The sequence below is a fragment of the Qipengyuania sp. HL-TH1 genome (assembly GCF_036365825.1).
GTDB lineage: Bacteria > Pseudomonadota > Alphaproteobacteria > Sphingomonadales > Sphingomonadaceae > Qipengyuania > Qipengyuania profunda.
In genome coordinates, this window is the sequence record NZ_CP142675.1 from 1,800,105 (window position 1) to 1,825,084 (window position 24,980).

Annotated in this window: 26 protein-coding genes and 2 tRNA genes; 10 read left to right on the forward strand and 18 right to left on the reverse strand. The window is 65.4% G+C overall.

Annotated elements, in window-relative coordinates:
• Positions 1-48: 48 nt before the first annotated feature.
• Complete coding sequence (locus tag VWN43_RS09445) at positions 49-1,212, reverse strand: acyl-CoA dehydrogenase family protein (RefSeq protein ID WP_320181930.1); 1,164 nt, start codon at positions 1,210-1,212, stop codon at positions 49-51.
• A gap of 43 nt (positions 1,213-1,255) precedes the next feature.
• Positions 1,256-2,017 carry a crotonase/enoyl-CoA hydratase family protein gene (locus VWN43_RS09450; RefSeq protein WP_320181929.1) on the reverse strand — a complete coding sequence of 254 codons (762 nt, stop codon included), beginning with the start codon at positions 2,015-2,017 and terminating at the stop codon, positions 1,256-1,258.
• A gap of 117 nt (positions 2,018-2,134) precedes the next feature.
• On the opposite strand from VWN43_RS09450, the gene VWN43_RS09455 reads away from it, so the two are divergent.
• The 5 genes from VWN43_RS09455 (at position 2,135) to VWN43_RS09475 (ending at position 6,749) form a co-directional block, all read left to right on the forward strand.
• Positions 2,135-3,403, forward strand: coding sequence for an acetyl-CoA C-acetyltransferase (locus VWN43_RS09455; RefSeq protein ID WP_320181928.1), 1,269 nt, complete (start codon positions 2,135-2,137; stop codon positions 3,401-3,403).
• 58 nt (positions 3,404-3,461) lie between these two features.
• Positions 3,462-4,523, forward strand: coding sequence for a GTPase ObgE (obgE, locus tag VWN43_RS09460; protein ID WP_320181927.1), 1,062 nt, complete (start codon positions 3,462-3,464; stop codon positions 4,521-4,523).
• A gap of 75 nt (positions 4,524-4,598) precedes the next feature.
• Complete coding sequence (gene proB, locus VWN43_RS09465) at positions 4,599-5,717, forward strand: glutamate 5-kinase (protein ID WP_320181926.1); 1,119 nt, start codon at positions 4,599-4,601, stop codon at positions 5,715-5,717.
• Positions 5,714-6,625, forward strand: coding sequence for an NAD-dependent epimerase/dehydratase family protein (locus VWN43_RS09470; protein WP_320181925.1), 912 nt, complete (start codon positions 5,714-5,716; stop codon positions 6,623-6,625). The genes proB and VWN43_RS09470 overlap by 4 nt, the downstream gene beginning before the upstream one ends.
• A 48-nt stretch (positions 6,626-6,673) precedes the next feature.
• Positions 6,674-6,749 (forward strand) — tRNA-Thr (locus tag VWN43_RS09475).
• A gap of 16 nt (positions 6,750-6,765) precedes the next feature.
• Here the strand turns inward: VWN43_RS09475 and VWN43_RS09480 are convergent.
• From VWN43_RS09480 to VWN43_RS09520, 9 genes are all read right to left on the reverse strand, one after another.
• Complete coding sequence (locus tag VWN43_RS09480) at positions 6,766-7,512, reverse strand: phosphoadenylyl-sulfate reductase (protein ID WP_320181924.1); 747 nt, start codon at positions 7,510-7,512, stop codon at positions 6,766-6,768.
• Positions 7,513-7,517: 5 nt separating this feature from the next.
• Positions 7,518-7,943: a DUF934 domain-containing protein gene (locus tag VWN43_RS09485; RefSeq protein WP_320181923.1), complete on the reverse strand. Its 426-nt coding sequence runs from the start codon at positions 7,941-7,943 to the stop codon at positions 7,518-7,520.
• Positions 7,936-9,570 (reverse strand): nitrite/sulfite reductase, encoded by a 1,635-nt coding sequence (locus tag VWN43_RS09490; RefSeq protein ID WP_320181922.1) that lies wholly within the window; start codon positions 9,568-9,570, stop codon positions 7,936-7,938. The genes VWN43_RS09485 and VWN43_RS09490 overlap by 8 nt, the downstream gene beginning before the upstream one ends.
• Complete coding sequence (locus tag VWN43_RS09495; protein ID WP_320181921.1) at positions 9,570-9,866, reverse strand: DUF2849 domain-containing protein; 297 nt, start codon at positions 9,864-9,866, stop codon at positions 9,570-9,572. Before VWN43_RS09495 ends, VWN43_RS09490 begins: the two co-directional genes overlap by 1 nt.
• Positions 9,863-10,624: a uroporphyrinogen-III C-methyltransferase gene (gene cobA / locus VWN43_RS09500; protein ID WP_320181920.1), complete on the reverse strand. Its 762-nt coding sequence runs from the start codon at positions 10,622-10,624 to the stop codon at positions 9,863-9,865. Before cobA ends, VWN43_RS09495 begins: the two co-directional genes overlap by 4 nt.
• Positions 10,625-10,721: 97 nt before the next feature.
• Complete coding sequence (locus VWN43_RS09505; protein ID WP_320181919.1) at positions 10,722-11,789, reverse strand: mechanosensitive ion channel family protein; 1,068 nt, start codon at positions 11,787-11,789, stop codon at positions 10,722-10,724.
• A gap of 2 nt (positions 11,790-11,791) precedes the next feature.
• Positions 11,792-13,003: a cystathionine beta-lyase gene (gene metC, locus VWN43_RS09510; RefSeq protein ID WP_320181918.1), complete on the reverse strand. Its 1,212-nt coding sequence runs from the start codon at positions 13,001-13,003 to the stop codon at positions 11,792-11,794.
• A 2-nt stretch (positions 13,004-13,005) separates the two neighbouring features.
• Entirely contained in the window at positions 13,006-13,839 is an 834-nt protein-coding gene (locus VWN43_RS09515) for a sulfurtransferase (protein ID WP_320181917.1), read from the reverse strand.
• A 37-nt stretch (positions 13,840-13,876) separates the two neighbouring features.
• Positions 13,877-14,938, reverse strand: coding sequence for a hypothetical protein (locus VWN43_RS09520; RefSeq protein ID WP_320181916.1), 1,062 nt, complete (start codon positions 14,936-14,938; stop codon positions 13,877-13,879).
• A gap of 145 nt (positions 14,939-15,083) precedes the next feature.
• Between VWN43_RS09520 and queF the strand changes: the two genes are divergently transcribed.
• A complete protein-coding gene (gene queF, locus VWN43_RS09525; RefSeq protein ID WP_320181915.1) occupies positions 15,084-15,542 on the forward strand; it encodes a preQ(1) synthase in 459 nt (152 codons plus the stop codon).
• A gap of 54 nt (positions 15,543-15,596) precedes the next feature.
• Here queF and VWN43_RS09530 read toward each other — a convergent pair.
• Positions 15,597-15,686, reverse strand: a tRNA-Ser gene (locus VWN43_RS09530).
• Positions 15,687-15,847: 161 nt separating this feature from the next.
• On the opposite strand from VWN43_RS09530, the gene hspQ reads away from it, so the two are divergent.
• Positions 15,848-16,228, forward strand: a complete 381-nt coding sequence (gene hspQ, locus VWN43_RS09535) for a heat shock protein HspQ (RefSeq protein WP_263605015.1) — start codon at positions 15,848-15,850, stop codon at positions 16,226-16,228.
• 14 nt (positions 16,229-16,242) lie between these two features.
• Here hspQ and VWN43_RS09540 read toward each other — a convergent pair whose 3' ends face one another.
• Complete coding sequence (locus VWN43_RS09540) at positions 16,243-17,133, reverse strand: ABC transporter permease (protein WP_320181914.1); 891 nt, start codon at positions 17,131-17,133, stop codon at positions 16,243-16,245.
• A gap of 72 nt (positions 17,134-17,205) precedes the next feature.
• Between VWN43_RS09540 and VWN43_RS09545 the strand changes: the two genes are divergently transcribed.
• The 3 genes from VWN43_RS09545 to VWN43_RS09555 all read left to right on the forward strand — a co-directional run bounded on the left by VWN43_RS09545 (position 17,206) and on the right by VWN43_RS09555 (position 19,811).
• Positions 17,206-17,895, forward strand: coding sequence for a GcrA family cell cycle regulator (locus tag VWN43_RS09545; protein ID WP_320181913.1), 690 nt, complete (start codon positions 17,206-17,208; stop codon positions 17,893-17,895).
• A 141-nt stretch (positions 17,896-18,036) separates the two neighbouring features.
• The gene (locus VWN43_RS09550) at positions 18,037-19,221 is read left to right on the forward strand and encodes a GGDEF domain-containing protein (RefSeq protein WP_320181912.1); all 1,185 of its coding nucleotides are present in this window, start codon (positions 18,037-18,039) and stop codon (positions 19,219-19,221) included.
• 35 nt (positions 19,222-19,256) lie between these two features.
• Positions 19,257-19,811 (forward strand): DUF1993 domain-containing protein, encoded by a 555-nt coding sequence (locus tag VWN43_RS09555; protein WP_330767253.1) that lies wholly within the window; start codon positions 19,257-19,259, stop codon positions 19,809-19,811.
• Here VWN43_RS09555 and VWN43_RS09560 read toward each other — a convergent pair.
• The 5 genes from VWN43_RS09560 to VWN43_RS09580 all read right to left on the reverse strand — a co-directional run bounded on the left by VWN43_RS09560 (position 19,808) and on the right by VWN43_RS09580 (position 24,968).
• Positions 19,808-20,488: a spermidine synthase family protein gene (locus tag VWN43_RS09560; RefSeq protein WP_320181910.1), complete on the reverse strand. Its 681-nt coding sequence runs from the start codon at positions 20,486-20,488 to the stop codon at positions 19,808-19,810. The two genes, VWN43_RS09555 and VWN43_RS09560, sit on opposite strands and share 4 nt — an antisense overlap.
• A gap of 67 nt (positions 20,489-20,555) precedes the next feature.
• Positions 20,556-22,832: a polyribonucleotide nucleotidyltransferase gene (gene pnp, locus VWN43_RS09565; RefSeq protein WP_320181909.1), complete on the reverse strand. Its 2,277-nt coding sequence runs from the start codon at positions 22,830-22,832 to the stop codon at positions 20,556-20,558.
• A gap of 173 nt (positions 22,833-23,005) precedes the next feature.
• Positions 23,006-23,275 (reverse strand): 30S ribosomal protein S15, encoded by a 270-nt coding sequence (gene rpsO / locus VWN43_RS09570; protein ID WP_253522832.1) that lies wholly within the window; start codon positions 23,273-23,275, stop codon positions 23,006-23,008.
• 5 nt (positions 23,276-23,280) lie between these two features.
• The gene (truB, locus tag VWN43_RS09575; protein ID WP_320181908.1) at positions 23,281-24,279 is read right to left on the reverse strand and encodes a tRNA pseudouridine(55) synthase TruB; all 999 of its coding nucleotides are present in this window, start codon (positions 24,277-24,279) and stop codon (positions 23,281-23,283) included.
• Positions 24,276-24,968 (reverse strand): site-2 protease family protein, encoded by a 693-nt coding sequence (locus VWN43_RS09580; RefSeq protein ID WP_320181907.1) that lies wholly within the window; start codon positions 24,966-24,968, stop codon positions 24,276-24,278. The genes truB and VWN43_RS09580 overlap by 4 nt, the downstream gene beginning before the upstream one ends.
• Between the last annotated feature and the right edge of the window lie 12 nt (positions 24,969-24,980).

Genomic DNA, 24,980 nt, shown 5'->3' on the forward strand with positions numbered 1-24,980 from the left:
AAAAGGGCGGCCCGCGGGCCGCCCTTGCCGTTTGACCGTGCCGTCCGCTTACATCGAGCGGGCGATGACCATCTTCATCACTTCGTTCGAACCGCCGAATATCCGCGTGATGCGGCTGTCGCGGAACATGCGCGCAATCGGGTAATCGTTGATGAAGCCCGCGCCGCCGTGGAACTGCAGGCACTTGTCGACCACTTCGCCCTGCAGCTCGGTGACCATGTACTTGGCCATGCAGGCGGTCGGCACGTCGAGCTCGCCCTTGAGATGCTTGGCGATGCAGTCGTTGACGAACACCCGTGCCGCAGTGCCGCGCGCGTTGAGATCGGCGAGCACGAACTGGGTGTTCTGGAAGTCCCAGATCGTCTGGCCGAACGCCTTGCGGTCCTTGACGAACTCCAGCGTGACCTCGAGCGCCTTCTCGATCCCGGTCATCGCGCCCATGGCGATGATCAGCCGTTCCTGCGGCAGCTCGCCCATCAGCTGGTAGAAGCCTTTGCCCTCAACGCCGCCGAGCACGTTCTCCGCGGGCACGAAGACATCGTCGAAGAACAGTTCGGAGGTATCCGCCGCGTCCATGCCGACCTTGTCGAGCTTCTTGCCGCGCTGGAAGCCTTCGGCCCCCTCGGTCTCGAGCAGCATCAGCGAGATGCCCTTGGCGCGCTCGTTCGGATCGGTCTTGGCGACGACGATGATGAAGTCCGCCGTCTGGCCGTTCGAGATATAGGTCTTGGCCCCGTTGATGCGGTAGCCATTGCCGTCCTTGAGCGCAGTGGTGGTGATGCTCTGCAGGTCGGAGCCGACGCCCGGTTCGGTCATCGCGATCGCGCTGACCAGTTCGCCGGTGACGAGCTTGGGCAAATACTTCTTCTTCTGCTCTTCGGTGCCGTGACGCACCAGATAGGGCAGGATCACCGTATTGTGCAGGCTGGCGGCGAAGCCTTCGACGCCGTTCTTCGCCTGCTGGTCGATCACCACCATGTCATGCCGGAAATCGCCGCCATGGCCGCCGTATTCCTCGGGCACGGAGACGCCCAGCAGGCCGGCCTCGCCCGCCTCGTTCCAGAATTCGCGTTCGACCTGGCCGTCCTCGCGCCATTTGAGGACGCGCTTTTCCGGCGCATGCTGCTGGTAGAACTTGCCCACGGCATCGGCGAAGATCGAGATCTCCTCGTCTTCCATGAACTCGGGCTGCGGTACGTTGATTGCTGGCATTCTGGGTATCCTCTCGAATTGGGTCTCGTCGCGCCGAAGGGTCTTACTTGCCCTTCCAGTTCGGCGCGCGTTTCTCGGCAAAGGCGGCGGCGCCTTCGCGGGCGTCTTCGGACACGAAGACCGGAGCGATCAGCTGCGTCTGGCGCTTGTAGCGCTCGTCCATCGGCCAGCCGCGCGATTGCTTGATCACCTGCTTCGACACGCGCACTGCGAGCGGGCCGTTGGCGACGATCCGCGCGGCGAGTTCCTTGGCACCGGCCAGCGCATCGCCATCGGTGACGCGGTTGATGAGGCCCAGCTCATAGGCGCGCGGTGCGTCGATGAAATCGCCGGTCAGCGCCAGCTCCATCGCGATCCGCTCGGGGATCTGGTCAGGCAGCATCATCACGCCGCCGGCTGCGGCGACAAGACCGCGTTTCACTTCGGGAATGCCGAACTTGGCCCCCGCGCTGGCAACCACCAGGTCGCAGGCGATCATCAGCTCGAGCCCGCCCGCCAACGCATAGCCTTGGACTGCGGCAATCAGCGGCTTTTCGGGTGGCTGCTGCACCACGCCGCCGAAGCCGCGCCCTTCGACACTGGGCGATTCGCCGCGCAGGAAACCCTTGAGATCCATGCCCGAACAGAAGGTCCCGCCCGCGCCGGTCAGGATGCCGACGCGCAGATTGTCGTCGCTGTCGAGCCGGTCCATCGCTGCAGCGATCCCCTCGGCCGCGGCCTTGGTCATCGCATTCTTGGCATCGGGCCGGTTGATGGTGACGACGAGGATGCCGTCTTCTTCGCTCGTCAGAACTTCCTCGGACATAGCCGCTCTCTCCCATTTCAAATCGAAACTTGTCTTGCGCCCTTGCTGCGCGACGTTTACGCAAACGTCAACCGGCATTCGCCGCACAAAAAGACAATTCGAGAGGAGTCCCAAGTCATGGCCGAAGCCTATATCATCGACGCTGTCCGCACCCCGCGCGGGATCGGCAAGCAGGGCAAGGGCGCTCTCGCCCACATGCACCCGCAACATCTTGCCGCGACCTGTCTCAAGGCGATCAAGGACCGCAATGACCTCGATACGGCGACCGTCGACGACGTGATCTGGTCGGTCAGCACGCAGGACGGCATGCAGGCGGGCGACCTGGGCCGCATGGCAGCGCTCGATGCAGGCTATGACGTGACCTCGAGCGGGACCACACTCGACCGGTTCTGCGGCGGCGGCATCACCAGCGTAGCACTGGCCGCAGCGCAGGTCATGAGCGGCATGGAAGACTGCGTGGTTGCCGGCGGGACCGAGATGATGAGCCTCACCGCGCAGATGTCGAAGGACAAGATGGCCGCGGGCATTAAGCCGCCGATGATGGGCAGCCACAACGAACGCCTGATGCGCTCGCATCCGCAAAGCCACCAGGGCGTCTGCGGCGATGCGATTGCCACGATCGAAGGCTTCACGCGCGAGGAACTCGACGAAGTCGGCTACCGCAGCCAGCAGCGCGCCGCCACCGCGATCGCCGAGGGCCGGTTCGACAAATCGCTCGTCCCGGTGACCGATGACGACGGCAATGTCGTGCTCGACAAGGAAGAATTTCCCCGTCCGCAGACGACCCGCGAAGGTCTTGCCCAGCTCGAGCCTGCCTTCACCAAGATCGCCAATGTCCCGCTCGACAAGAACGGCACGACTTTCGCCGGGCTGGTGAATGCGAAATATCCCGATGTCGACATCAAGCACTTCCACCATGCGGGCAACAGCTCGGGCGTGGTCGATGGCGCCGCTGCCGTGCTGGTCGCCAGCAAGGACTATGCGCAGAAGCACGGGCTCAAGCCGCGCGCGCGCATCGTCGCCACTGCCAATATGGGTGACGACCCCACGCTGATGCTCAACGCGCCGGTCCCCGCGGCCAAGAAGGTGCTCGAGAAGGCGGGCCTGACCAAGGACGATATCGACCTTTACGAAATCAACGAGGCTTTCGCGGTGGTCGCGGCCAAATTCGTCCGCGATCTCGATCTCGACTGGGACAAGGTCAACGTCAACGGCGGTTCGATTGCGCTGGGCCACCCGATCGGCGCGACCGGGTCGATCCTGATCGGCACTATCGTTGACGAACTCGAACGCCAGAACAAGCGATACGGCCTCGTCACCATGTGCGCCGCGGGCGGAATGGCCCCCGCGATCATCGTCGAGCGGGTGGACGATTTCGTCGACTGATATGCCATAAGCATGCGCGCCCTCGCCTATGGCCGCGAAAGCGGCTAGAGGGCGCGCCATGCATTTCCTCGACCAAGCCAAGATCTATCTCAAAGCTGGCGCCGGCGGCCCCGGCGCCGTTAGCTTCCGGCGCGAAAAATATATCGAATATGGCGGCCCCGACGGCGGCAATGGCGGCAAGGGCGGCGACATCATCTTCGAAGCCGTCCAGGGCCTCAATACGCTGATCGATTTCCGCTATGCCCAGCACTTCAAGGCCAAGCGCGGCAATCACGGTCAGGGCAAGGACCAGACCGGCGCGGGCGCGCCCGATCTCCTGATCGAGGTTCCCGTCGGCACGCAGATCCTGAGCGAGGACAAGGAAGAAGTGCTCGCCGATTTCACCGAAGTCGGCCAGCGGGTCGTCTTCCTCGAAGGCGGTCTGGGTGGCCGCGGCAATGCCAGCTACAAATCCAGCACCAACCGCGCCCCGCGCCAGCATCAGCCGGGCGAACCGGGCGAGGAAATGTGGGTCTGGCTGCGGCTCAAACTGCTGGCCGATGTCGGCCTGCTGGGCCTGCCCAATGCGGGGAAGAGCACCTTCATCAACCAGGTGTCGAATGCGCGGGCCAAGGTCGGCCATTACGCCTTCACCACGCTGATTCCCAAGCTGGGCGTGGTCACGCACAAGGGCCGCGAATTCGTGCTCGCCGATATTCCCGGTCTGATCGAGGGCGCTGCCGAAGGCGCAGGGATAGGTGACCGCTTCCTCGGCCATATCGAGCGATGCCGCGCGCTGATCCACCTGATCGACATTTCGGGCGATGACCCGGCCGAAGCTTATCGCACCGTCAATGCCGAACTCGAAGCCTATGGCGACGAGCTGGCCGACAAGCCGCAGCTGGTCGCGCTGAACAAGCTCGACCTTGCCGACGAGGAACTGGGCGAAGGCTTTGCCGAGGAACTGCTGGCTGCTGGCGCAAAGAAGGTCTTCACGATCTCGGGCGCGACCGGCGCGGGCATTGGCGAATTGCTCGATGCCGTGCTCGGCTTCCTTCCCGACCGGACCGCGACCGAAACCAATGCGGTGGAAATCGAGGACGTACCCGAGGACGGCTCGGGCGACTGGTCGCCGATCTGAGCGCAAAGACGCGCTTCGGTCCAGCCAAGCGAAGGCGGCTTCCGCGTACGGCCCGCTTTGGCTAATCGTGCTTCGATGGATGTCGCCGCCCTCTCCGACCTGCGCAACACGCGCCGCCTGGTCATCAAGGTCGGCTCGGCCTTGCTGGTGCAGGACGGCGCGCCGCGCGCGGAATGGCTGGCGACGCTCGCGGCCGAGATCGCGGAATTGCGCCGCAGCACCGAGATCATCGTCGTATCCTCGGGCGCAATCGCACTTGGCGCCGCCAAGCTCGGGCTTGCCCGGGGCGGCCGCGGGAGCCTCGCCGATGCGCAGGCCGCCGCTTCGGTGGGACAGGTCGAACTCGCACGCCTGTGGGCGGATGCGCTTGGCGCCCACACCATCACCGCGGCGCAGATGCTGGTAACGCTGGGCGATCTCGAGGATCGCCGACGCTATCTCAATGCCTCGGCCACCCTCGCCCGGCTGCTGGAGGCAGGCGCGGTGCCGGTGGTCAATGAGAACGACAGTGTCGCCACCGAGGAAATCCGCTTCGGCGATAACGACCGGCTTGCCGCGCGCGTTGCGCAGGCCGCCGGGGCCGATGCTGTCCTGCTGCTCTCCGATGTCGACGGTCTGTACGACCGCGACCCGCGCGAGGCCGGTGCCACGCTGGTCGAGCAAGTCACAGGGGTCACACCCGAGATCATTGCAATGGCCGGCGGCGAGTCGGCCTCGGGCCTGGGTTCGGGCGGGATGCTCGCCAAGCTTCAGGCAGCCCGCATCGCCGAGCGGGCGGGCATCGCGCTCGCCATCGTCAATGGCACGCACGCGGCCCCGATCGGCCGCGCGCTTGATGCCGGGGTCGGGACGCTGTTCCTGCCCCAGTCCGATGCCAGCGCGCGCAAGGCGTGGCTGGGCGGCCGTCTGGCCCCCGCCGGGGTGCTTTCGGTCGACGCAGGTTGCGTCGCCGCGCTGGACAGGGGCGCGAGCGTGTTGGCCGCGGGGCTGACGGCGGTCGAGGGCGAGTTCGGCCGCGGTGACCTTGTCGCGCTGCACGGTCCGCAGGGCGAACGGCTCGGCCAGGGCCTGTGCGAATATACCGCGGCGGAATGCCGCGCGATCCTCGGCCTGAGGGAGGAGCAGCAATTGGCACAGCTTGGCTACGCACCGCGCGCGGCAGTGGTCCACCGCGATCACATGGTGCGGACATGACCATTGCGCTGACCGGGGCCACCGGCTTTGTCGGGCAGGCGGTGCTGGCCGAGGCGCTGCGCTGCGAAGAGCCGGTGCGCGCACTAACCCGGCGGCACATGGCGCAGCGCGAGGGCGTCGCATGGGTCGAGGGCACACTGGACGAGAAGCCCGCGCTGGCACAGCTGGTCGCAGGTGCGGAGGCGGTGATCCACGTCGCGGGGCTGACCAACACGCCCGATCCGGACGCCTTTCACGAAGCCAATGTGGTTGGCACGCAGAACCTGCTGCGTGCCTGCCAGGATGCTCGCGTCAAACGCTTCATCTTCGTATCCTCGCTCTCCGCAAGGGAGCCCGATCTGTCGCGTTACGGCCGATCGAAGGCCGAGGCCGAGGAATTTGTGAGCGCCAGCGGGCTCGACTGGACCATCGTCCGCCCACCGGGAGTCTATGGCCCGCACGATGTCGACTATTTCGAGATGTTCCGCAGCGCGCAATTCGGTTTCGTGCCGCTACCGCCCGGCGGGGCGAGCTCGATTATCCATGTCGACGATCTTGCGCGGCTGCTGTTCGCGCTCGTCGATGCCTCGCCCGCGCTGGTGCGGCGCCGCACGTTCGAACCCGATGACGGGCGCGAAGGCGGCTGGTCGCACAAGGAACTGGCCAAGGCGATCGGCAAGGCGGTGGGCCGCCCGGTATTCGCCCCGCACCTGCCGCGTGCGGTGCTCGAAGCCGCAGCCCGCCTCGATCGCCTGATGCGCGGCGACAAGGCGCGACTGACCGCCGACCGCGTGGGGTATATGACGCACCCCAACTGGGTCGCGCGCTCTGCAATGAAGGTACCCGAAGCGGTTTGGTCACCGCGCGTACCGGGCGCTGAAGGGCTCGTCTCGACCGCGCGGTGGTATCGCATGGAAGGCTGGCTGTGAGGGTCTGGACATTCGCGCCGGTTTGTTCGAAAGGCGCGCTTCCGGAGTGCCGGCTTAGCTCAGTTGGTAGAGCAGTTGATTTGTAATCATCAGGCCGCGGGTTCGATTCCTGCAGTCGGCACCATTCATCGCAGGCAGGCTTAGAGGAACGGTTCCTCGCCCGGCTTGTGAATGCCGCATTCGACCTTGTCCCAGCCCGACCAGCGACCCGCGCGCGCATCTTCGCCTTCGCCGACCTGGCGGGTGCAGGGTGAGCAGCCGATGCTGGGGAAACCGCGTTCGATCAGCGGGTGGCGGGGCAGATCGTGCCGTTCGAAATAGGCGGCGATATCCTCGGCCGACCAGTCGATCAGCGGATTGATCTTGAGCCGCCCCTGCGCGTCGGAGGTGTCGATCTCGAAGCGCGGCAGATTGGCACGTGTCGCGGACTGGAACGCCTTGCGCCCGGTGAAGCTGGCATCGAAATTGACGAGCACCTTTTCGAGCGGTTTGACCTTGCGCAATTCACAGCACCCGTCGGGATCGTAGGACCAGCGCAGCCCGCTCTCGTCGCGCGCCTCCAGATCGGCGATCTCGGGATAGAGATCGACCCTGTTCAAGCCGAGCCGATCGGTCAGTTCGTCACGATAGGCGAGCGTTTCGGGGAAATGCTTGCCGGTTTCGAGAAACAGCACCGGCACGGTCGCATCGGCCTGCGCGATGAGATGCAACAGCACTGCGCTTTCGGCGCCGAAGCTCGACACCACGGCCATATCGCCCACCAGACTGCCCTCGATGACTGCGCGCAGCCATTCCTCGGTCTCGGTCCCGCGGAACATGCGGTTGAGGCGGATGGCATCGTGCTCGGAAAACCGGGGACGGGTGTCGATACGATCGATGGCGCGCATGTCGTTCACGGGTGCCGCTTGCTCCAGATCGGCGTGCGGGTGTCCGCCGCGTTCTGGTACACTTCGGGCCAGCGTTCGAAGGCCGCGATCACATCGTCCTTGTCGAGCTGCTGGTCGGGCTCGAACGCATCGAAACCGCAGCGGCGCATATAGGCGAGCTGGTCGACCAGCACATCGCCCACGGCGCGCAATTCGCCTTCGTAACCCGCCTCGCGCAGGATACGCGCCGAGGAATAGCCGCGCCCGTCACCGAAGGCGGGGAAGTTGACCTCGACCAGCGCCAGCCGGCCCAGATGCGGCAGGAGCTCGCGGGCATCGTCGCCCGGTTCGATCCGGACCGCGGCCGCATTCGACTGATCGACGAAGGAATCGACGGTCACCGCCGGGTGGTCGACGGGTTCGTCATCGCGATAGCGCAGCATCTCAGCCATAGAGCGCCTCCTTGAAGGGGTTCATGCCGATGCGGCGGTAGGTATCGAGGAAACGCTCGCCATCCTGGCGTGCGCTTTCGTAAACATGGGTCACGGTTTCGACCGCGTCGACGATGCCGTTCTCGTCGAAGCCGGGGCCGGTGATCTTGGCGAGACTGACATCTTCCGCCTCGCTGCCGCCGAGCAGAAGCTGGTAGTTTTCCACCCCCTTCCGGTCTACGCCGAGGATGCCGATGTGGCCCGCATGGTGATGCCCGCAGGCATTGATGCAGCCCGAGATCTTGAGTTTGAGTTCGCCCAGCGTACCCGTCTTACCATTGGCCGCGAAACGTTCGGAAATGCGCTGCGCGATCGGGATCGAACGGGCGTTGGCGAGGCTGCAATAGTCGAGCCCGGGGCAGGCGATGATATCCTCGACCGTGTCGAGGTTCGGGCTGCCCAGCCCCGCTTCGTCGAGCGCGGTCCACAGCGCGTGAAGATCGGCCTTGCGGACATGCGGCAGGACGATGTTCTGCGTATGCATCACGCGCAGTTCGTCGAAACTGTAATCCCGCGCGAGATCGGCCATCAGGCGCATCTGTTCGGCGGTCGCATCACCCGGAATGCCGCCCACCGGCTTGAGGCTGATCACCGCCGAGACATAGCCCGTTTCCTTGTGCGCGACCGTGTTCCGGTCGACCCACACCGCGAAATCGGGGTCCGAACGATCGAGTTCGATAGCCGCGCCCGCTTCGAACAGCGGATCGGCGAAATACTCCTTGATCCGTTCGAGTTCGGCAAGCGGCGGTTCGACACCCTGCTCGAGCAGATGCGCGAATTCGGCATCGACCTGGCGGGTATATTCCTCCGCCCCGAGTTCATGGACGAGGATCTTGATCCGCGCCTTGTACTTGTTGTCGCGCCGGCCATGGCGGTTGTAGACGCGCAGGCACGCCTCGGAATAGGTCACTAGCTGGTCGAGCGGGACGAAGGGGTTGATGCAGGGCGCGATCATCGGTGTGCGGCCCATGCCGCCACCGACATAGAAGGCCGCCCCCAATTCGCCCGCATCGTTGCGGACGATGTTGATGCCGATATCGTGCAACCGCATCGCGGCGCGATCATGCTCGCTGGCGATCACCGCGATCTTGAACTTGCGCGGCAAATAGCTGAATTCCGGGTGGAAGCTCGACCACTGGCGCAGCAATTCGGCATAGGGACGCGGATCGACGATCTCGTCAGCTGCAGCACCGGCGAAGTGATCCGAGCTGATGTTGCGGATGCAATTGCCGCTGGTCTGGATGGCATGCATCTCGACCTTGGCGAGATCGGCGAGGATATCCGCCGCGTCCTCCAGCTTGATCCAGTTGTACTGGATGTTCTGCCGCGTGGTGAAATGACCGTAACCGCGGTCGTATTTGTCCGCGATATCCGCCAGCGCGTGCATCTGCTGGCCGTTGAGCGTGCCATAGGGGATGGCGACGCGCAGCATATAGGCGTGGAGCTGGAGATAGAGCCCGTTCATCAGCCGGAGCGGCTTGAACTGGTCTTCGGTCAGCTTGCCTTCGAGACGGCGGCGTGCCTGGTCGCGGAATTCCTCGACGCGGGCATCGACCATCGCCTGGTCGTAATGATCGTATTTGTACATCAGATCACCCAATTGCCGATTTCGGGATCGGCGGGCTTGAGGGTCAGGTCGGGGCGAACGGTGGGGCCGAGCGCGCGGACGCGCTCCTTGATATGCGATGGCCGGGGGCTGCCGTCATGCAGCTCCGCGTCGACCGGATAGGGCGAATTGACACGCCGCGCGGCTTCCTCGCGGCGAGCGATCTCGTCCTCATTACCGTCGACATCGGCGGCATCCTCGACATGGATCGACCAGTCACTGCCGGTCCACCAGGTGACCGCGCCGCTCAGCAAATCGTTTCCGGTCAGCAGTCTCATCGCGCAGCCTCCTGTGCAGCTTCGGCGAGCAGCACGGCATCCGCGCGCGCGGTGACTTCGCCGATCACGATCAGCGCGGGGCTGACCACGGCCTCGCGCGCGACCAGATCGGGCAGGCCTGCAAGCACTCCGCGCAGCACGCGCATATCGGGGCGCGTGCCGTTTTCGATCACGGCGACGGGCATGTCGGGGGCCAGCCCGTCGGCCATGAGCTTCTCGGCGATTTGCGGCGCGGTCTTCACGCCCATGTAGATCACCAGCGTCCGCCCCTTGCCCGCCAGCCCGGCCCAGTCCTGGTCTTTCAGCCCCTTGCACTGCCCGGCAACGAAGCTGACGATGCTGGCGGCATCGCGATGGGTCAGCGCGATCTGCGCCGCCGCTGCCGCGCCATTGGCCGCGCTGATCCCGGGGACGACTTCGACGGGGACACCCGCCGCACGCGCCACCTCGGCTTCTTCACCGCCGCGTCCGAAGATGAAGGGATCGCCGCCCTTCAGGCGCACTACATCCTCACCGGAACGCGCGAGGCGCACCAGCAGGTCGCTGATCTCTTCCTGCGGGAGCGTGTGGTGCGAACGGCGCTTGGCGACCGAGATGAGCACCGCGTCGGCGCGGGCGGTCGCGAGGATCGCCGGGTCGACGAGACCGTCGTGGACGATGGTGTGGGCACGCTTGATCAGCCGAGCGGCGCGGATCGTCAGGAGGTCGGGGTCGCCCGGTCCTGCGCCGACGAGATAGATGGTTCCGGTATCTGCCATGCTCGCAAGATGCGCGGCCTGGCCGGCCTGCGCCAATCAGAATGCGTGTCCGGCGGGGAAGGCGATATTTTGAAACCCGCGCTGTGCGCGCGGCAACCTAATCTTTCGCGCCGCCGCGGGTGCCCGCGCCCTGTTCCATCACCCCGATCAGCCGTTCGAACTGGTCGCTGGAGCGGATGTGCAGGTCGCGCTGGGGGAAGGGAATTTCGATCCCGTTGTCCTTGAACAGCCACCACAATTTCTTGAGCACCGCGCTGCGCACATTGCCGACCCCGTCCTCGGGATCCTTGATCCAGCAATGGATGACGAAATTGACCGAATTGTCGCCATATTCGCTCATCCAGACGGTCGGCGGCGGGGCGCTGAGCACCCGCTCGCAGCTGCGCGCCGCCTCGAGCATCAATTCTTCGGCGAGGTTCATATCGGCTTCGTAGCTGACCCCGACGAACACCTGCATGCGCACGTTCTTCGACGAATAGGACCAGTTTTCGACCTGGTTGATCATCAGGTTTTCGTTGGGAATCAGATATTCGCGCTGGTCGCGCGTGGTCACCGATACCGCGCGGATACCGATCTTGCGGATCTGGCCGAAGCTTTCCTTGCCCACCGTATCGGCCACCGCGATCACATCGCCCGGCTTGATCGAGCGGTCCATCAGCAGGATGATCCCCGCGATGAGATTGCCGAAGGTCTTCTGCAGGCCGAAACCGATCGCCAGACCGAAAGCGCCCGAGAACACTGCAAAAGCGGTCAAGTCGATACCGAGCAGGTCGATACCGAGAAAGAAGGCGGTCGCCCAGATGACGATGGTGACGAGTTTCTCGACCAGCAATTGCTGCGCATCGTCCAGCTTGGTCATCCGCCGCACCACGCGGCGCCCCATCCGGCTGGCGAACCAGGCGAACAGCAGAACCGCGGCGATCACCGCGCCGACGATCAGCACATCGACCACCGAAATGCGGAAGTCGCCGAAGGACAGCGCCACCGCATCCACCGTGTCGATGACCGAACCGACCGTTTCGCTCTGAGAGCTGAGCGCTTCCTTCGCGCCCTCGGCGGCCGCGACCGAGCTTTCCTCGCTTACGGGTTCGACCTGGCTCCACGCCTGTTCGATCGGCGCTGCCGGAACTGCATCGGCGGCACTTGGTGGGGTCTCGCCCTGCACATCTATCCTTCGGTTAGCGCCGCGAAGCCGTTGGCGAGGTCGGCGATTAGGTCGTCCTGGTCTTCAAGCCCGATCGATAGCCGGATGGCATGGCGATCCTCAACCCCCCATCCCGCTTTGGGCCATGGCATCGTATCGCGGACCGGTTCGACGTCGAACGGCAGCGCGAGGCTTTCGAACCCGCCCCAGCTATAGCCGATGCCGAATAGCGCAAGCGCATCGACCAGCCGGCAGCGCGCGGCATCGTCGCCGCCCTTGAGCACGAAGCTGAACAAGCCGCAGCCACCCGCAAAATCGCGTTGCCACAGCGCATGGCCGGGAGTGCCGGGCAGCATCGGCGCGAGGACATGCGCGACCTCGTCGCGGCCCGCGAGCCATTCGGCAACCGCCAGCGCGGTGGCGCTCTGTTTCTCCAGCCGGACGCCCATGGTGCGCAATCCGCGCAGCACGAGCGCGGCATCGTCAGGCGAGACCACATGGCCCAGCTGCTGTGCGCCCAGCCGCAGGCGGCGGTACCAGTGGTCGCCCGCGCTGGCGGATCCCATCATCACATCGGAATGGCCGCCGACATGCTTGGTCAGCGCGGTGATCGCGATATCGCAGCCATGCTTGAGCGCGGGAAAGCCGAGCGAGGTCGCCCAGGTGTTGTCGACCAGGCTCACCGCGCCCTTGGCGCGCGCGATGCGCGCTAGCGCGGGAATATCGCACACTTCCATCGTCAGGCTGCCGGGCACTTCGAGCATGACCGCGCGGGTCCGGTCGCAGAAGGCCGCCTCATAGGCGTCGAGGTCGAGCGGGTCGAAGAAACGGTGCTCGATCCCGAACCCCGCCAGCAATCCGGTCGCAGTGTTGCGGGTCGGATCATAGGCATTGTCCGCTACCAGCAGCACGTCGCCGCTGCGCAGTACGGTCAGCAGCGCCCCGACCAGCGCCGCCAGCCCGCTGGGATAGAGCACGGTCCCGGCGGCCCCCGGCTCGAGCGCGGTAAGGGCCTCCGACAGCGCCCATTGCGTGGGCGCACCGCGGCGTCCGTAGAAGAATTGCCCGTCACGGTTAGCTGCCTTGCGCGCGCGCAGCTCGGCACAATTGTCATAGAGATGGGTACTGGCCCGCCATACCGGCGGATTGACCACATCGCGCGCGAAATCGCCCGACCGGCCTCCGGTGACCAGCTGCGTGGCCGGCCGGTACTTGCTGTCGTTGTCTCCAGCCATCGCTAACGTGCCGCTCCCTGTTGCTTTGGCGTGTCCGGATCGCTGCCCCATTCGAGCCAGCTCCCATCGTAAAGCGCAACATCCTCCTTACCCGCCAGATGGAGGCCGAACGCAAGCACCGCCGCAGTCATCCCGCTGTTGCAGGAGGTGACGACCGGGCGTTCGAGAGCAACCCCCGCCTCGGCGAAGATCGCTGCGATCTCGTCGGGCGCGCGATAGGTGCCGTTCGCGGCAAACAGCAGCGGGAACGGGACATTGGCCGCGCCGGGGATATGGCCTGCCGATCCGCTGCCCTCCTCGCCCACAAAGCGCGCGGCATCGCGGGCATCGACCACCTGCTCGGCGCGCTGGTCGCAATTGGCCAGGATATCGGCTTTCGAGCGTGTGCCGGGTCTGCGTGTCGGAATGGGAAATTCGCTTGGCGTCACCGGCGTTTGGCCAGCTTCGAGCGCGCGTCCCTCTGCCTTCCATTTGGCGAGCCCGCCATCGAGGATCGCCACTCCAGCGAAACCATAGAGCCGGAAGACGAACCACGCGCGCGCAGCGCTCTTTATCTGGCTGTCGTCATAGAGGACCACGCGGCTCTCGGGCGTGATGCCGAGGTGGCCCAGCCGGTTGGCAAACTGTTCTGCCGTCGGGACCGCCTTGGGCACCGGCGATCGCGCATCGACGAAGCTCGCCAGATCAAGCCAGCGTGCCCCCGGCACATGCGCCGCGGCATATTCCGCCGCGGCATCGCGCGGATTGTCAGGCAGATGCATCGTCGCATCGAGCACCACCAGATCGTCCGCGCCGAGTTGGTCGGCCAGCCACCGGGTCGAAACAAGACTGTCCATCACAGCCCGAGTAGCGGGCGGATCGGCGCAAGTCGAGTTAAGCGAGTTCGCGCTGCGCGATCGGCGCATAGCTGCGCGGCCCTTCGTCGAGGCGGAAGGGTTGCACACGGCCACCCCCGGGCGTTCCCTGCCCGACCACGAAGGTCTTGAGCACAGCGCCCTCGCCCGGCCCGTCGATCCGCACCCGCACCAGCGGCACGAGCAGCGGATAGCGCCCCTGCCGGATGACATGCGCCCCCGCGAGCGCGAGCTGGACCTGCCCTTCCAGCGTCACGCTTTGCCGCGGGGATATCCGCGCAACCAGATGGCGCTGGTCGAGCGCGGTCGCAAGGGTGGCGACCTGCTCCTCCATTGGCGCCCCGGCATGTGCGGAGACAAGGTCGAGACCCACCGCAACATCGGTCAGCGGGGCATCGGTCCGGTTGACCAGCGTCATGCGGTATTTGAGTGTTGCGAAGGCAGCGCTGCGGATCAGCTTCTCGTTCTCCACCTGCACTGTCAGCGCAGCGGACATCGGCACTGGGCCAGACGGACCGGCAGTGCCGACCGTGGGCCTCTCGATCTGCGGCACCGCTGCAGCGCTCCGGCGACGCCAGGCGAGACCCGCTACCGCGAGCAGCGCCAGCAGCACGATTGCGCCGCCAATCGGCAACCACGGCCAGTCTTGCGCGGGTTCCTCGACCGGCGCTGGCGTTGGCGGCACGGGAAGCGGCGTGGCCGATGGCGTCGGCGTGGTTGGAGCGCCGGGGGCCGGTGCGTTGCTCGCCGCCGTCGTGGGTTGAGCGGCCGGGACCTGCGTATCCGGACCCGCCGTCTCAGCCGCGCGCGGCGTCACCGTCAGGCTGGGACGCGGCGCGGGGGTCGTCGCCGAAGGTCGCGGCGCCGGGGTTGTGGCTGCGGGCGTCGGACTGGGGGTGGCCGCCGGTGACGGCGCACGCGTGGGCGTATTGACCGCACGCGGCCGGATTTCGACTCCGCTCTGCGTATCCGCCGGACCCTGTGCCTGCGGGGTGGCGGTCGGAGTCGGGGCCGGTTCGAGCGTGAAATCATTGACCGATTGCGCATGCGCCAGCGCCGGGAGCGCGGCGGCAAGGGCCATCAGGGAAAGGCGGATAGGAAGGGGCATCGAGGGTCGTTTCACGGAAGGGAGGCGCCACAGTGCGGGGGCGCGCTGAATAGGTACTGAAGCGCGCGCTTCCAAGCCCCGGCTTGCGCTGCGCCGCGCTTCGCGGCAGGAGCGCGGCATGAGCGACACACCTGCCCCCAAGTTCCTCGGCACCAATACCGGCCTGCCCGATTCCCCCGAGGCCGCCGAACTCGATTACGTGCCCAATCCGCGCACCGGCCAGCTGTATATGGTCCGCTTCGCCGCGCCCGAGTTTACCTCGCTATGTCCGGTGACCGGCCAGCCCGATTTCGCGCATCTGGTGATCGACTATGCGCCCGGCGAAACGATCGTGGAATCGAAGAGCCTCAAGCTGTTCCTCGGTTCATTCCGCAACCATTGCGGATTTCACGAGGACGTGACGGTCGGCATCGGCCAGCGCCTGTTCGACGAAATGCAGCCGCGCTGGCTGCGCATCGGCGGCTATTGGTACCCGCGCGGCGGCATCCCGATCGACGTCTTCTGGCAAAGCGGCGCCCCGCCGCAGGATCTGTGGCTGCCCGATCAGGGCGTCGCCTCCTACCGCGGGCGCGGCTGACGCGGCACGCCGTGGGGCGGCGCGCGGTATGATCGGCTGATGGGGAAGGTCCCGTGGCGGAGAGGGTGGGATTCGAACCCACGGTACTGTTGCCAGTACACTGCATTTCGAGTGCAGCGCATTCGACCTCTCTGCCACCTCTCCGCTCTGTCGGGTGCGCTTCGGGCCCACGGCCCCGGTCGAAGCAAGGCGCGCCGATTAGCCGAGCGCCCCCACATTGCCAAGCCCCTTTTCACGAGATTTCGGGGGATCGGTCGCACGCGCCCATTGTAAGCGGGCCGGTGCACCCCATATCGTCGGTTCTCATGGATCGAGCACAGTATTTCTCCGCCCAGGCCGGTCGCACCATCGATGCCCCGCGCCGCATGAAAAGCCGCTTCGCCATCGGCGACGTGGTGAAGCACCGCATGTTCGACTTCCGCGGCGTGATCTTCGACATCGACCCCGTCTTCGCCAATAGCGACGAATGGTACGAGGCGATCCCCGAAGACATCCGGCCTGACCGCAACCAGCCGTTCTACCATCTGCTCGCCGAAAGCGACGACAGCGATTATGTCGCTTATGTCAGCCAGCAGAATCTGGTGACGGACTCGATCTCGGGCCCGGTCTCGCATCCCGATGTGCACCAGTATTTCGAGCATTTCGAAAACGGCCGCTATCGCATGCGGCGGAGCATGACGCACTGACCCGCGCAAAGCGGTCAGTTCTTGATCTTCCAGCCTGATTTCAGCAGCTTGTAAGTGCCCAGCGCGAGCAGGGCGTTGAGCGCGAGCAGGCCCAGCGCAGCCATGGCCACCGCTGCTGCATCGCCGATATCGCTCTGGCCGAGGAAGCCGTAGCGATAGCCCGAAATCACATAGAAGAACGGATTGGCGCGGCTGACTGCCTGGAAAGCGGGCGCCAGCCGGTCGATGACGTAGAAGGTGCCCGACAGCATCGCCAGCGGGGCAATCACGAAATTGGTCACCGCGGCATTGTGGTCGAATTTCTCCGCCCAGATCGAGGCGAGCAGGCCGAGCAGCGAGAGCATGACTGCCCCCATCAGCCCGAACCACAGCACTGCCCAGGGATGCGCCATCGCCAGACTGACGCCGGGATAGAGCATCATCGCGCCAGCCACCACGAACCCCACTGCCACCGCGCGGGTGATGGCGGCGCCGATGATCCCGCCCATCAGCTCGCCTTCGGACAGCGGCGGCATCAGCAGGTCGATGATCGTGCCCTGGATCTTGCCCGAGAGCAGCGAGAAGGACGAATTGGCAAAGGCGTTCTGCATCATTGCCATGGCGATCAGCCCCGGCGCGACGAAGGTCGGGAAGTTCACGCCCAGCACTTCGCGTCCGCCGCGGCCCAGCGCGACCGAGAAGATGACGAGAAAAAGCAGCGTGGTGATCGCCGGGGCCCAGATTGTCTGCGTCTGGACCTTGAGAAACCGGCGGACCTCCTTCATATAGAGGCTCCACAGGCCGATCCCGTTGATCCCGCGAATCACCGGGTGCCCCCGCGGCGGAAACCGGCCCTCCCTTCCGGCATTACCCTCCACGAAGGAGGCGTCCGGGTGATCGCATACGGGCGGGGCTTGATCGACCATGGGGGCGGCGACTAGGCCCAAGCGTCACGGCATGCAAGCTGCGACGTCGAGACACGAGATACAGGACTGCACATGAGCTGGACCGACGAACGGATCGCAACGCTGAAAAAGATGTGGGAGGGCGGCTCGACCGCCAGCCAGATCGCCGACGAACTGGGCGGGGTCAGCCGCAATGCCGTGATCGGCAAGGCGCATCGCCTGGGTCTCAAGTCGCGTCCTTCGCCGGTGAAGGCCAACGACAAGAAAAAGGCTCCGGCCAAGCCCGCACCCGCGCCCAAGCCGGCGGCCAAGAAAGCCGCCAAGCCTGCGCCCAAGGCAGCGCCTGCCGCTGCTGCGCCCGCCAAGCCCGCTGCTCCTGCGGTACCCGGTCCCCGGCAGGATGGCGCGCCCCAGTCGCAGCCGCTGCCCAACCGCTCTTCCAACCTGCCCAAGATCGTATCGGTCGGCCCCGGCGGCTTCCTGCGCCAGGGCCCGGGCGATCAGCAGCCGCCGATCCCGCCCGCGCCGCCGCGCCGGCTGGTGCCCGCCAAGCCGAGCGCCGAGATTGCCGACAAGACCAGCCTGCTCGACCTGTCGGACAAGGTCTGCCGCTGGCCGATGGGCCATCCGGGCGAACCCGATTTCCATTTCTGCGGTGAAGCCGTAAACCCCGGCTTCCCCTATTGTGTCGAACATTGCGGCCGGGCCTATCAGGCCCAGCTGCCCCGCGGTGCGCGCCGTCCCCCTCCGCCGCTGCCCTTCGGCGGACCGCGCGTTCGCTAGACACCGAATTCCGGGTCGCTCCGTCGCCCTACCCGAAAATGGGAGGGTGTAAGAATTAGGCATACCGCTCGCCTCACCGCTCACCGGCGGTGGGGTCGAGGCCGTTTGGTATGCGCCAGCCAGGGGGGCCGGGAAAGCGAGATGGATTGGGATGGCGTCACTTTCGGCGCATTTCTGGGCGTAGCCGGGACTTTCGGCATGCTCGCACTGGCGTTCTATCCGGTCATGCGGCGCACCTTCCTGTTGTGGAACGCGGTGCGCACATTCGCCTTCTGCCTCATGGGCCTGGCGCTGTTCCCGGTCGAACTGCCCGCATTCTTCCCCACGGGCGAGGCGCGGATCGACATTGGCGAGATCGCGCTGTCGATCGCGGTCGGCTGCACCGGCCCGTTCCTCGCCGCCTATATCGAAGAGCGCGGCCCCTACGCCCGGATCCGCTTCTGGCTGCGGACGATGCTGCCGATCGGCGTCCTTGGCGGCGTCGCGACTGCGCTGGCGCCGTGGTGGCCGCGGCTCGACTGGCTGCACGACCTGATTATCCTCGCGATGATCCTCGGGCTGCTGGTCGCGCTGATCGTGGCGGTGCGCGCGGGCAGCCGGGCGGCGCGGTTCCAGGCGGTCAGTTACTCGCCGCTGATCGCGGTCGGGCTGGTGGTGCTGACCTACGAACTGAGCACCGGCCAGCCGATGCCCTACTGGCAGGTCGCTGCACTGTTCGCGATCCTGGCCGATTTCCTCTTTACCGGTGTCGGGGTGATCGACGGCTTCATGGTCATCAAGCGCCAGCGCGATGCGGCGGTGGCCGATGTACGCGAGGCGCGGATCGCGGTCGCCACCGACCCGCTGACCGATATTGCCAATCGCCGCGGTCTGGCACTGCGCTTCCGCGATAGCGGCCATGCGCGCCCGCGCGGCCTGGCCGTGATCGACTGCGACCATTTCAAGCGCATCAACGACATGTTCGGCCATGACGTCGGCGATGAAGTGCTGATCGCAGTGGCCGAAGGGCTCAAGCACGACAATGTCTTCCCCGCGCGGCAGGGCGGCGAGGAATTCGTCGTGCTGCTCTATGGCGACGACTGGCAGCGGCTCGCCGAAACCGTGCGCCGCCGCATCACGATCTCGGTGCTCGAACTGGTCCCCGAGGTGCCCTTCCCCGTCACCGCCAGCGCAGGCCTTACGCAGGTCGGCGAGCAGGACACGCTCGATTCGGCGGTAAAGCGCGGCGACGATGCGCTGTATGCCGCCAAGGACGCAGGCCGCGACACCTTGCTGCTGTGGCAGGACGGCAAGCATTCCCAGCCCCGGCTGGTGCGCGAAGTCTGACCAAATTGCGGCTGGCGCAGGCGAAGTTCTCGCCTATGGTCACGGCAACATTCGGGAGAGAAATTCACATGCCGCTATCGCTTCACGCCGCCTATGTGCCCAGCGCCCTGCAGATGCTGGGGACCGCAAACCACCTTGTCGATATGGCCGAGAAATGGTGCGCCGAACATGATTGCGGACACGATGAATTCATCGGCGCGCGGATCTTCGACGACATGCTGCCGTGGTCGTATCAGGTGAAATGCGTGGCGGAGCATACGCAGGGTTCGATTGAGGGCGTTCGCGCCGGGCTCTATTCGCCCGATCTCAACCCGCCGCCCGCCAGCTTCTCGGACCTGCGCGCCAAGCTCGCCGGGGCGGTCGAAGCGCTGGAAGCACTGACCGAGGAGGAGATGGAAGGTTTCATCGGCCAGCCGATGCGGTTCGAATTCAAGGACCGCGGGATGGATTTCACCGCCGAGGAATTCCTGCTCAGCTTCAGCCAGCCGAACTTCTATTTCCACTGCGCGACCGCCTATAACATCCTGCGGATGAAGGGCGTGCCCGTGGGCAAGATGGATTTCATGGGCCGCGTGCGGATCGCCCGCTAGGGCTTGCGGGCGAACCAGATCGTGTGGCGCGGGCCCTTGTTGTTGGGGCGCGCGCGCACTTCGCGCACTTCGACATCGAACCCGCCTTCCTTGAGGCGCTGGGTGAACTTGTAGTCGGGCGCGGCCGACCAGATCGCGAGGATACCCCCGCGGTTCAGCGCATCGCGCGCCTTGGCGAGACCGGTGCGGCTGTAGATACGGTAATTGGCATCGCGGACGATCCCGTCGGGGCCATTGTCGACATCGAGCAGGATCGCGTCGTATTTGCCGGTGGTACCGTCATTGGCATCGTCGATCAGCGCGGCCACGTCGCAGATCACGACCTTGCCGCGATCGTCGGACAGGCTGTCGCCGGTCAGATGCGCCAGCGGCCCCGCCGCCCAGTCGAGAATTTCGGGCACGATCTCGGCCACGGTGACCGAGCCGCCTGCGGGTAGCCGGTCGAGTGCCGCGCGATAGGTAAAGCCCATGCCATAGCCGCCGATCAACACGCGCGGCTTGGGCGCCGCGAGCTCGGCCAGCGTAAGCTCGGCCAGTTGCTCCTCGGAAAACTGCATGCGCGTTCCCATCAGCTCGTCGCGGCCGAGCATGATGATGAAATCGCGCCCGTGGCTGACCAGCGTCAGCGTTTCGCCGTCGGGAATGTCGGCAGTGGCGATGGTTTCGCGCGGAAGCATGGCAAATCTCCAAAGCAAAGGGGCCGCAGGCGAACCCGCGACCCCTTCCCTAATCGTTAGCGAAGGATCAGTCCTTCAGGAAGTCGGGCACGTGGGCTTCACCGCCCCCGTCCTTGTCGCCGCCGCCATCGCGGTCGCGGCGCGGGCCGCCCCGGCCACCGCGGCGATCGCCGCCACGGCCACCACCGCCACTACGCGGGCCACGGTCACCGCGCGGTTCGCGTGCGGGACGGGTGTCTTCCAGCTCTTCGCCGGTTTCCTGGTCAACGACGCGCATCGACAGACGAACCTTGCCGCGCTGGTCGATCTCGAGGACCTTGACCTTCACTTCCTGGCCTTCCGACACGACGTCGGTCGGCTTCTCGACGCGCTCGTTCTTCATTTCGCTGACGTGGACGAGACCGTCCTTGCCACCCATGAAGTTCACGAAAGCGCCGAAGTCGACGATGTTGACGACCTTGCCGTTGTAGACCTTGCCGACTTCCGCCTCTTCGACGATGCCTTCGATCCACTTGCGTGCGGCTTCGATCTCGTCGGCGTTGGAGGAGCTGATCTTGATCACGCCCTCGTCGTCGATGTCGACCTTGGCGCCGGTTTCGGCAACGATCTCGCGGATCACCTTGCCGCCGGTACCGATGACGTCGCGGATCTTCGACTTGTCGATCTGCATGGTCTCGATACGCGGGGCGTGCTTGGAAACCTCGGTGCGGGCGCCGGTCAGCGCCTTGTTCATTTCACCGAGGATGTGCGCGCGGCCGGCCTTGGCCTGCTCGAGCGCGGTCTTCATGATTTCCTGCGTGATGCCGGCGACCTTGATGTCCATCTGCAGCGAGGTGATCCCGCTTTCCGAACCAGCGACCTTGAAGTCCATGTCGCCCAGGTGATCTTCGTCACCGAGGATGTCCGACAGGACCGCGAAGTCGTCGCCTTCGAGGATCAGGCCCATCGCGATGCCCGATACCGGGCGTTCGATCGGAACGCCCGCATCCATCATCGACAGACAGCCACCGCAAACGGTCGCCATCGAGGACGAGCCGTTGGACTCGGTGATGTCCGACAGGAGGCGGATGGTATAGGGGAAGTCTTCATGCGCGGGCAGCACCGGGTGCAGCGCGCGCCATGCGAGCTTGCCGTGGCCGGTTTCGCGGCGGCTGGTGAAGCCGAAGCGACCCACTTCGCCGACCGAATAGGGCGGGAAGTTATAGTGCAGCATGAAGTGATTGTACGACAGGCCTTCGAGACCGTCGATCATCTGCTCGGCATCCTTGGTGCCCAGCGTGGTGGTGCAGATCGCCTGCGTTTCACCGCGCGTGAACAGCGCCGAACCATGCGTGCGGGGCAACAGGCCGACCATCGCCTCGATCGGCCGGACCTGGTCGAGCTTGCGGCCGTCGATGCGCTGACCGTCCTTGAGGATGGCCCCGCGGACGATTTCGGCTTCGAGCTTCTTGACCGCCTTGTTGGCGACCATCTGCGTCTGCGCTTCTTCGCTGGCGAATGCTTCCTTGGCCTTCGCACGCGCTTCGTTGAGCGCATTCGAACGCGCCGACTTGTCGGTCAGCTTGTAAGCAGCGGCGATGTCATCGCCAACGATGCCACGCAGCTGTTCCTTGATCGCCGAGGTATCGTCCGAAGCGTCGATTTCCCACGGATCCTTGGCAGCCTGTTCGGCCAGGTCGACGATCGCGCCGATGACCTTGCGGCTTTCCTCATGCGCGAACAGCACCGCGCCGAGCATTTCCTCTTCGGTCAGCTCCTTGGCTTCGGATTCGACCATCATCACCGCGTCCTGCGTGGCGGCAACGACGAGGTCGAGGCGACCGTCTTCGTCAAGCGCTGCACCGAGGCTCGGGTTGAGTTCGTATTCGCCATTGCGGTAACCGACGCGTGCAGCACCGATCGGGCCCATGAAGGGCACGCCGCTAATGGTCAGCGCAGCCGAAGCGGCGATCATTGCGACGATATCGGGCTCGGTCTCGCCGTCATACGACAGGACCTGGCAGATCACGTTGATTTCGTTGTAGAAACCTTCGGGGAACAGCGGCCGCACGGGGCGGTCGATGAGGCGCGAGGTGAGCGTTTCCTTCTCTGTCGCGCGACCTTCGCGCTTGAAGAAGCCGCCGGGGATCCGGCCCGCAGCGGAGAATTTTTCCTGGTAGTGGACGGTCAGCGGGAAGAAGTCCTGCCCTTCGCGTACACTCTTGGCGGCGGTCACGGCGCACAGCACCACGGTTTCGCCATAGGTGGCCAGAACGGCGCCGTCAGCCTGACGGGCGATGCGGCCGGTTTCGAGGGTGAGGGTCTTTCCGCCCCACTCCAGCGATACGGTTTTCGTGTCGAACATGTATTTTCCTTATGAACCCGCACGGCCTTATTGCGGTGCGGGGCCTACTGTGCCGGGTATTCCGTCCCGGTCCGGTGCGAGGCTTTTCGCGCCTCCATTTTCCGCCCTCGCGCCGTATTGCGCGCAGGCCGGATAAACAAAGGGGCGGCCTGAGCCACCCCTTTGAGAAACTCTTACTTGCGAAGACCCAGCTTCTGGATCAGCGCATTGTACCGCTCGACGTCTGTCTTCTTGAGATAGGCGAGCAGGTTACGGCGCTTGTTGACCATCATCAGCAGACCACGGCGCGAGTGGTTGTCCTTGTGATTGGACTTGAAATGCTCGGTCAGGTTGCGGATGCGCTCGGTGAGGATCGCGACCTGGACTTCCGGCGAACCGGTATCGCCTTCGGCGACGGCATTGTCCTTGATGATCTCTTGTTTCTTTTCGGCAGTAACCGACATTCATTCTACTCCGCGACATCCGGCAGGTTGAAACCCCGCACGACCTTGGCCGTACCGCCGCTGAGTTCCATCAAGGCTACCGGCACATTGTGCGCGGTGGCGAGGTGGAGCCCGTCGGTATGGGGCAGTTCCGACAATACCCGGCCCTGGCGGACCGCCTGCGCGCTGTCGGGATCGAGGGTGAGGACCGGGATGTCGTCCAGTCCTGCCTCAAGCGGCAAGAGAAGGTTTTCAATGGCCGCGCCCTTAGCGATTTCCTCCAGCTTGTCCAGCGAAATCGCCTGCTCTTCGAGGAACGGCCCGGCCTTGATGCGCCGTAGGTAGGTGACGTGACCCAGCGTGCCAAGCGCGCGTGCGATGGCCCGTGCCAGCGACCGGATGTATGTCCCCTTGGAGACGCGCGCGACCAGCGTGACGCTGTCCGCCAGTTCGAGCGGCGCCTGCGGATCGTAAGGGTCGGGCCGCCCGGCAGTGGTAGCGAAAGCGGACCGCACCTCCGCATCCTCACGCCCACCCGCGAGATAAAGGTCGTGAACCGTCACAGCGCGCGTCTTCATTTCGACCGTTTCGCCCGCGCGGGCACGGTCGTAGGCGCGCTTGCCATCGATTTTGAGCGCCGAATAGGCGGGCGGCACCTGTTCAATGGGGCCGGTGAAATGGTCGAGCACGCCCGCAATCGCTGCCATCGGCGGCCGGCGATCGCTACGCTCGGTCACCTCGCCCTCGGTGTCGAGCGTGGCGGTTTCCTCGCCGAACTGGATGGTGAAGGCGTAGATCTTATCGGCGTCGAGCATGCGCCCCGCCAGCTTGGTCGCTTCGCCCAGTGCGATCGGGAGCACGCCCTCGGCCAGCGGGTCGAGTGTACCGCCATGCCCGACCTTGGTCTTGGCATAGCCGCCCTGGCGCAGCACGCGCTTGACCATGCCGACCGCCTGTGTCGAACCCAGCCCGCGCGGCTTGTCGAGGATCAGCCAGCCATGCGGTGCGGGCTTGAGATCGCTCATCCCGCGATCCCGCGCGCGACCCACTCGGCCAGTTCAAAATAGCGTTCCTGCATCCACAATACCGGAGGCAGCACGGTGTTCTCGATCAGCCCGCTGTCGGGAAAGGCCCAGGTCGCCGCGATCAGCACGATGAAGAACAGCATGCCAAGCGATTGCAGTTTCTGCCAGTTCACCGCCCATTTGCGCGGCAGCAATCCGCCGACGATATGCGACCCATCGAAGGGCGGGATCGGCAGCAGGTTGAACAGCGCCAAAAAGACGTTGATCAGGATGAACATGCCGCCTGCAGACAGCAGCCAGTCGGGCGGCATCGCTCCCGCAGCGATGATCGCGCCGGAAACAGCGCCGAACAGCACGGCCCCGACCAATGCGAGCAGCAAATTGGTCCCCGGCCCTGCGGCAGCCACAGCGACCATGCCGAAACGCGGATCGCGCAGGCGGTCGCCGCGTACCGGGACGGGTTTCGCCCAGCCGAAGATCGGTCCGCCGAACAGCGCCAGCGCGCCGGGGACCAGCAGAGTGCCGATGGGGTCGATGTGGCGGATCGGGTTGAGCGACAGGCGACGCTGTTCCTTGGCGGTGGGATCGCCCAGCGCGAGCGCGGCCCAGCCATGCGCCACCTCGTGGAACACGATGGCGACGATCAGGCACGGGATCAGGATCACCGCGAGGAGAAGGGTTTCGGTCATGGCCGGCTAGAT

Excerpts from the sequence above, each read along its gene's own strand:
- obgE (WP_320181927.1), top strand. The coding sequence starts at position 3,462 with ATGCATTTCCTCGACCAAGCCAAGATCTATCTCAAAGCTGGCGCCGGC.
- cobA (WP_320181920.1), bottom strand. The coding sequence starts at position 10,624 with ATGGCAGATACCGGAACCATCTATCTCGTCGGCGCAGGACCGGGCGAC.
- VWN43_RS09470 (WP_320181925.1), top strand. The coding sequence starts at position 5,714 with ATGACCATTGCGCTGACCGGGGCCACCGGCTTTGTCGGGCAGGCGGTG.
- VWN43_RS09550 (WP_320181912.1), top strand. The coding sequence starts at position 18,037 with ATGGATTGGGATGGCGTCACTTTCGGCGCATTTCTGGGCGTAGCCGGG.
- VWN43_RS09480 (WP_320181924.1), bottom strand. The coding sequence starts at position 7,512 with ATGCGCGCCATCGATCGTATCGACACCCGTCCCCGGTTTTCCGAGCAC.
- VWN43_RS09445 (WP_320181930.1), bottom strand. The coding sequence starts at position 1,212 with ATGCCAGCAATCAACGTACCGCAGCCCGAGTTCATGGAAGACGAGGAG.
- VWN43_RS09490 (WP_320181922.1), bottom strand. The coding sequence starts at position 9,570 with ATGTACAAATACGATCATTACGACCAGGCGATGGTCGATGCCCGCGTC.
- pnp (WP_320181909.1), bottom strand. The coding sequence starts at position 22,832 with ATGTTCGACACGAAAACCGTATCGCTGGAGTGGGGCGGAAAGACCCTC.
- VWN43_RS09520 (WP_320181916.1), bottom strand. The coding sequence starts at position 14,938 with ATGGCCCTTGCCGCCGCGCTCCCGGCGCTGGCGCATGCGCAATCGGTC.
- VWN43_RS09555 (WP_330767253.1), top strand. The coding sequence starts at position 19,257 with ATGGTCACGGCAACATTCGGGAGAGAAATTCACATGCCGCTATCGCTT.
- VWN43_RS09515 (WP_320181917.1), bottom strand. The coding sequence starts at position 13,839 with ATGGACAGTCTTGTTTCGACCCGGTGGCTGGCCGACCAACTCGGCGCG.
- VWN43_RS09540 (WP_320181914.1), bottom strand. The coding sequence starts at position 17,133 with ATGGTCGATCAAGCCCCGCCCGTATGCGATCACCCGGACGCCTCCTTC.
- VWN43_RS09545 (WP_320181913.1), top strand. The coding sequence starts at position 17,206 with ATGAGCTGGACCGACGAACGGATCGCAACGCTGAAAAAGATGTGGGAG.
- VWN43_RS09495 (WP_320181921.1), bottom strand. The coding sequence starts at position 9,866 with ATGAGACTGCTGACCGGAAACGATTTGCTGAGCGGCGCGGTCACCTGG.
- VWN43_RS09560 (WP_320181910.1), bottom strand. The coding sequence starts at position 20,488 with ATGCTTCCGCGCGAAACCATCGCCACTGCCGACATTCCCGACGGCGAA.
- VWN43_RS09580 (WP_320181907.1), bottom strand. The coding sequence starts at position 24,968 with ATGACCGAAACCCTTCTCCTCGCGGTGATCCTGATCCCGTGCCTGATC.
- rpsO (WP_253522832.1), bottom strand. The coding sequence starts at position 23,275 with ATGTCGGTTACTGCCGAAAAGAAACAAGAGATCATCAAGGACAATGCC.
- VWN43_RS09450 (WP_320181929.1), bottom strand. The coding sequence starts at position 2,017 with ATGTCCGAGGAAGTTCTGACGAGCGAAGAAGACGGCATCCTCGTCGTC.
- proB (WP_320181926.1), top strand. The coding sequence starts at position 4,599 with ATGGATGTCGCCGCCCTCTCCGACCTGCGCAACACGCGCCGCCTGGTC.
- VWN43_RS09485 (WP_320181923.1), bottom strand. The coding sequence starts at position 7,943 with ATGGCTGAGATGCTGCGCTATCGCGATGACGAACCCGTCGACCACCCG.
- VWN43_RS09455 (WP_320181928.1), top strand. The coding sequence starts at position 2,135 with ATGGCCGAAGCCTATATCATCGACGCTGTCCGCACCCCGCGCGGGATC.
- truB (WP_320181908.1), bottom strand. The coding sequence starts at position 24,279 with ATGAGCGATCTCAAGCCCGCACCGCATGGCTGGCTGATCCTCGACAAG.
- queF (WP_320181915.1), top strand. The coding sequence starts at position 15,084 with ATGAGCGACACACCTGCCCCCAAGTTCCTCGGCACCAATACCGGCCTG.
- hspQ (WP_263605015.1), top strand. The coding sequence starts at position 15,848 with ATGGATCGAGCACAGTATTTCTCCGCCCAGGCCGGTCGCACCATCGAT.
- metC (WP_320181918.1), bottom strand. The coding sequence starts at position 13,003 with ATGGCTGGAGACAACGACAGCAAGTACCGGCCGGCCACGCAGCTGGTC.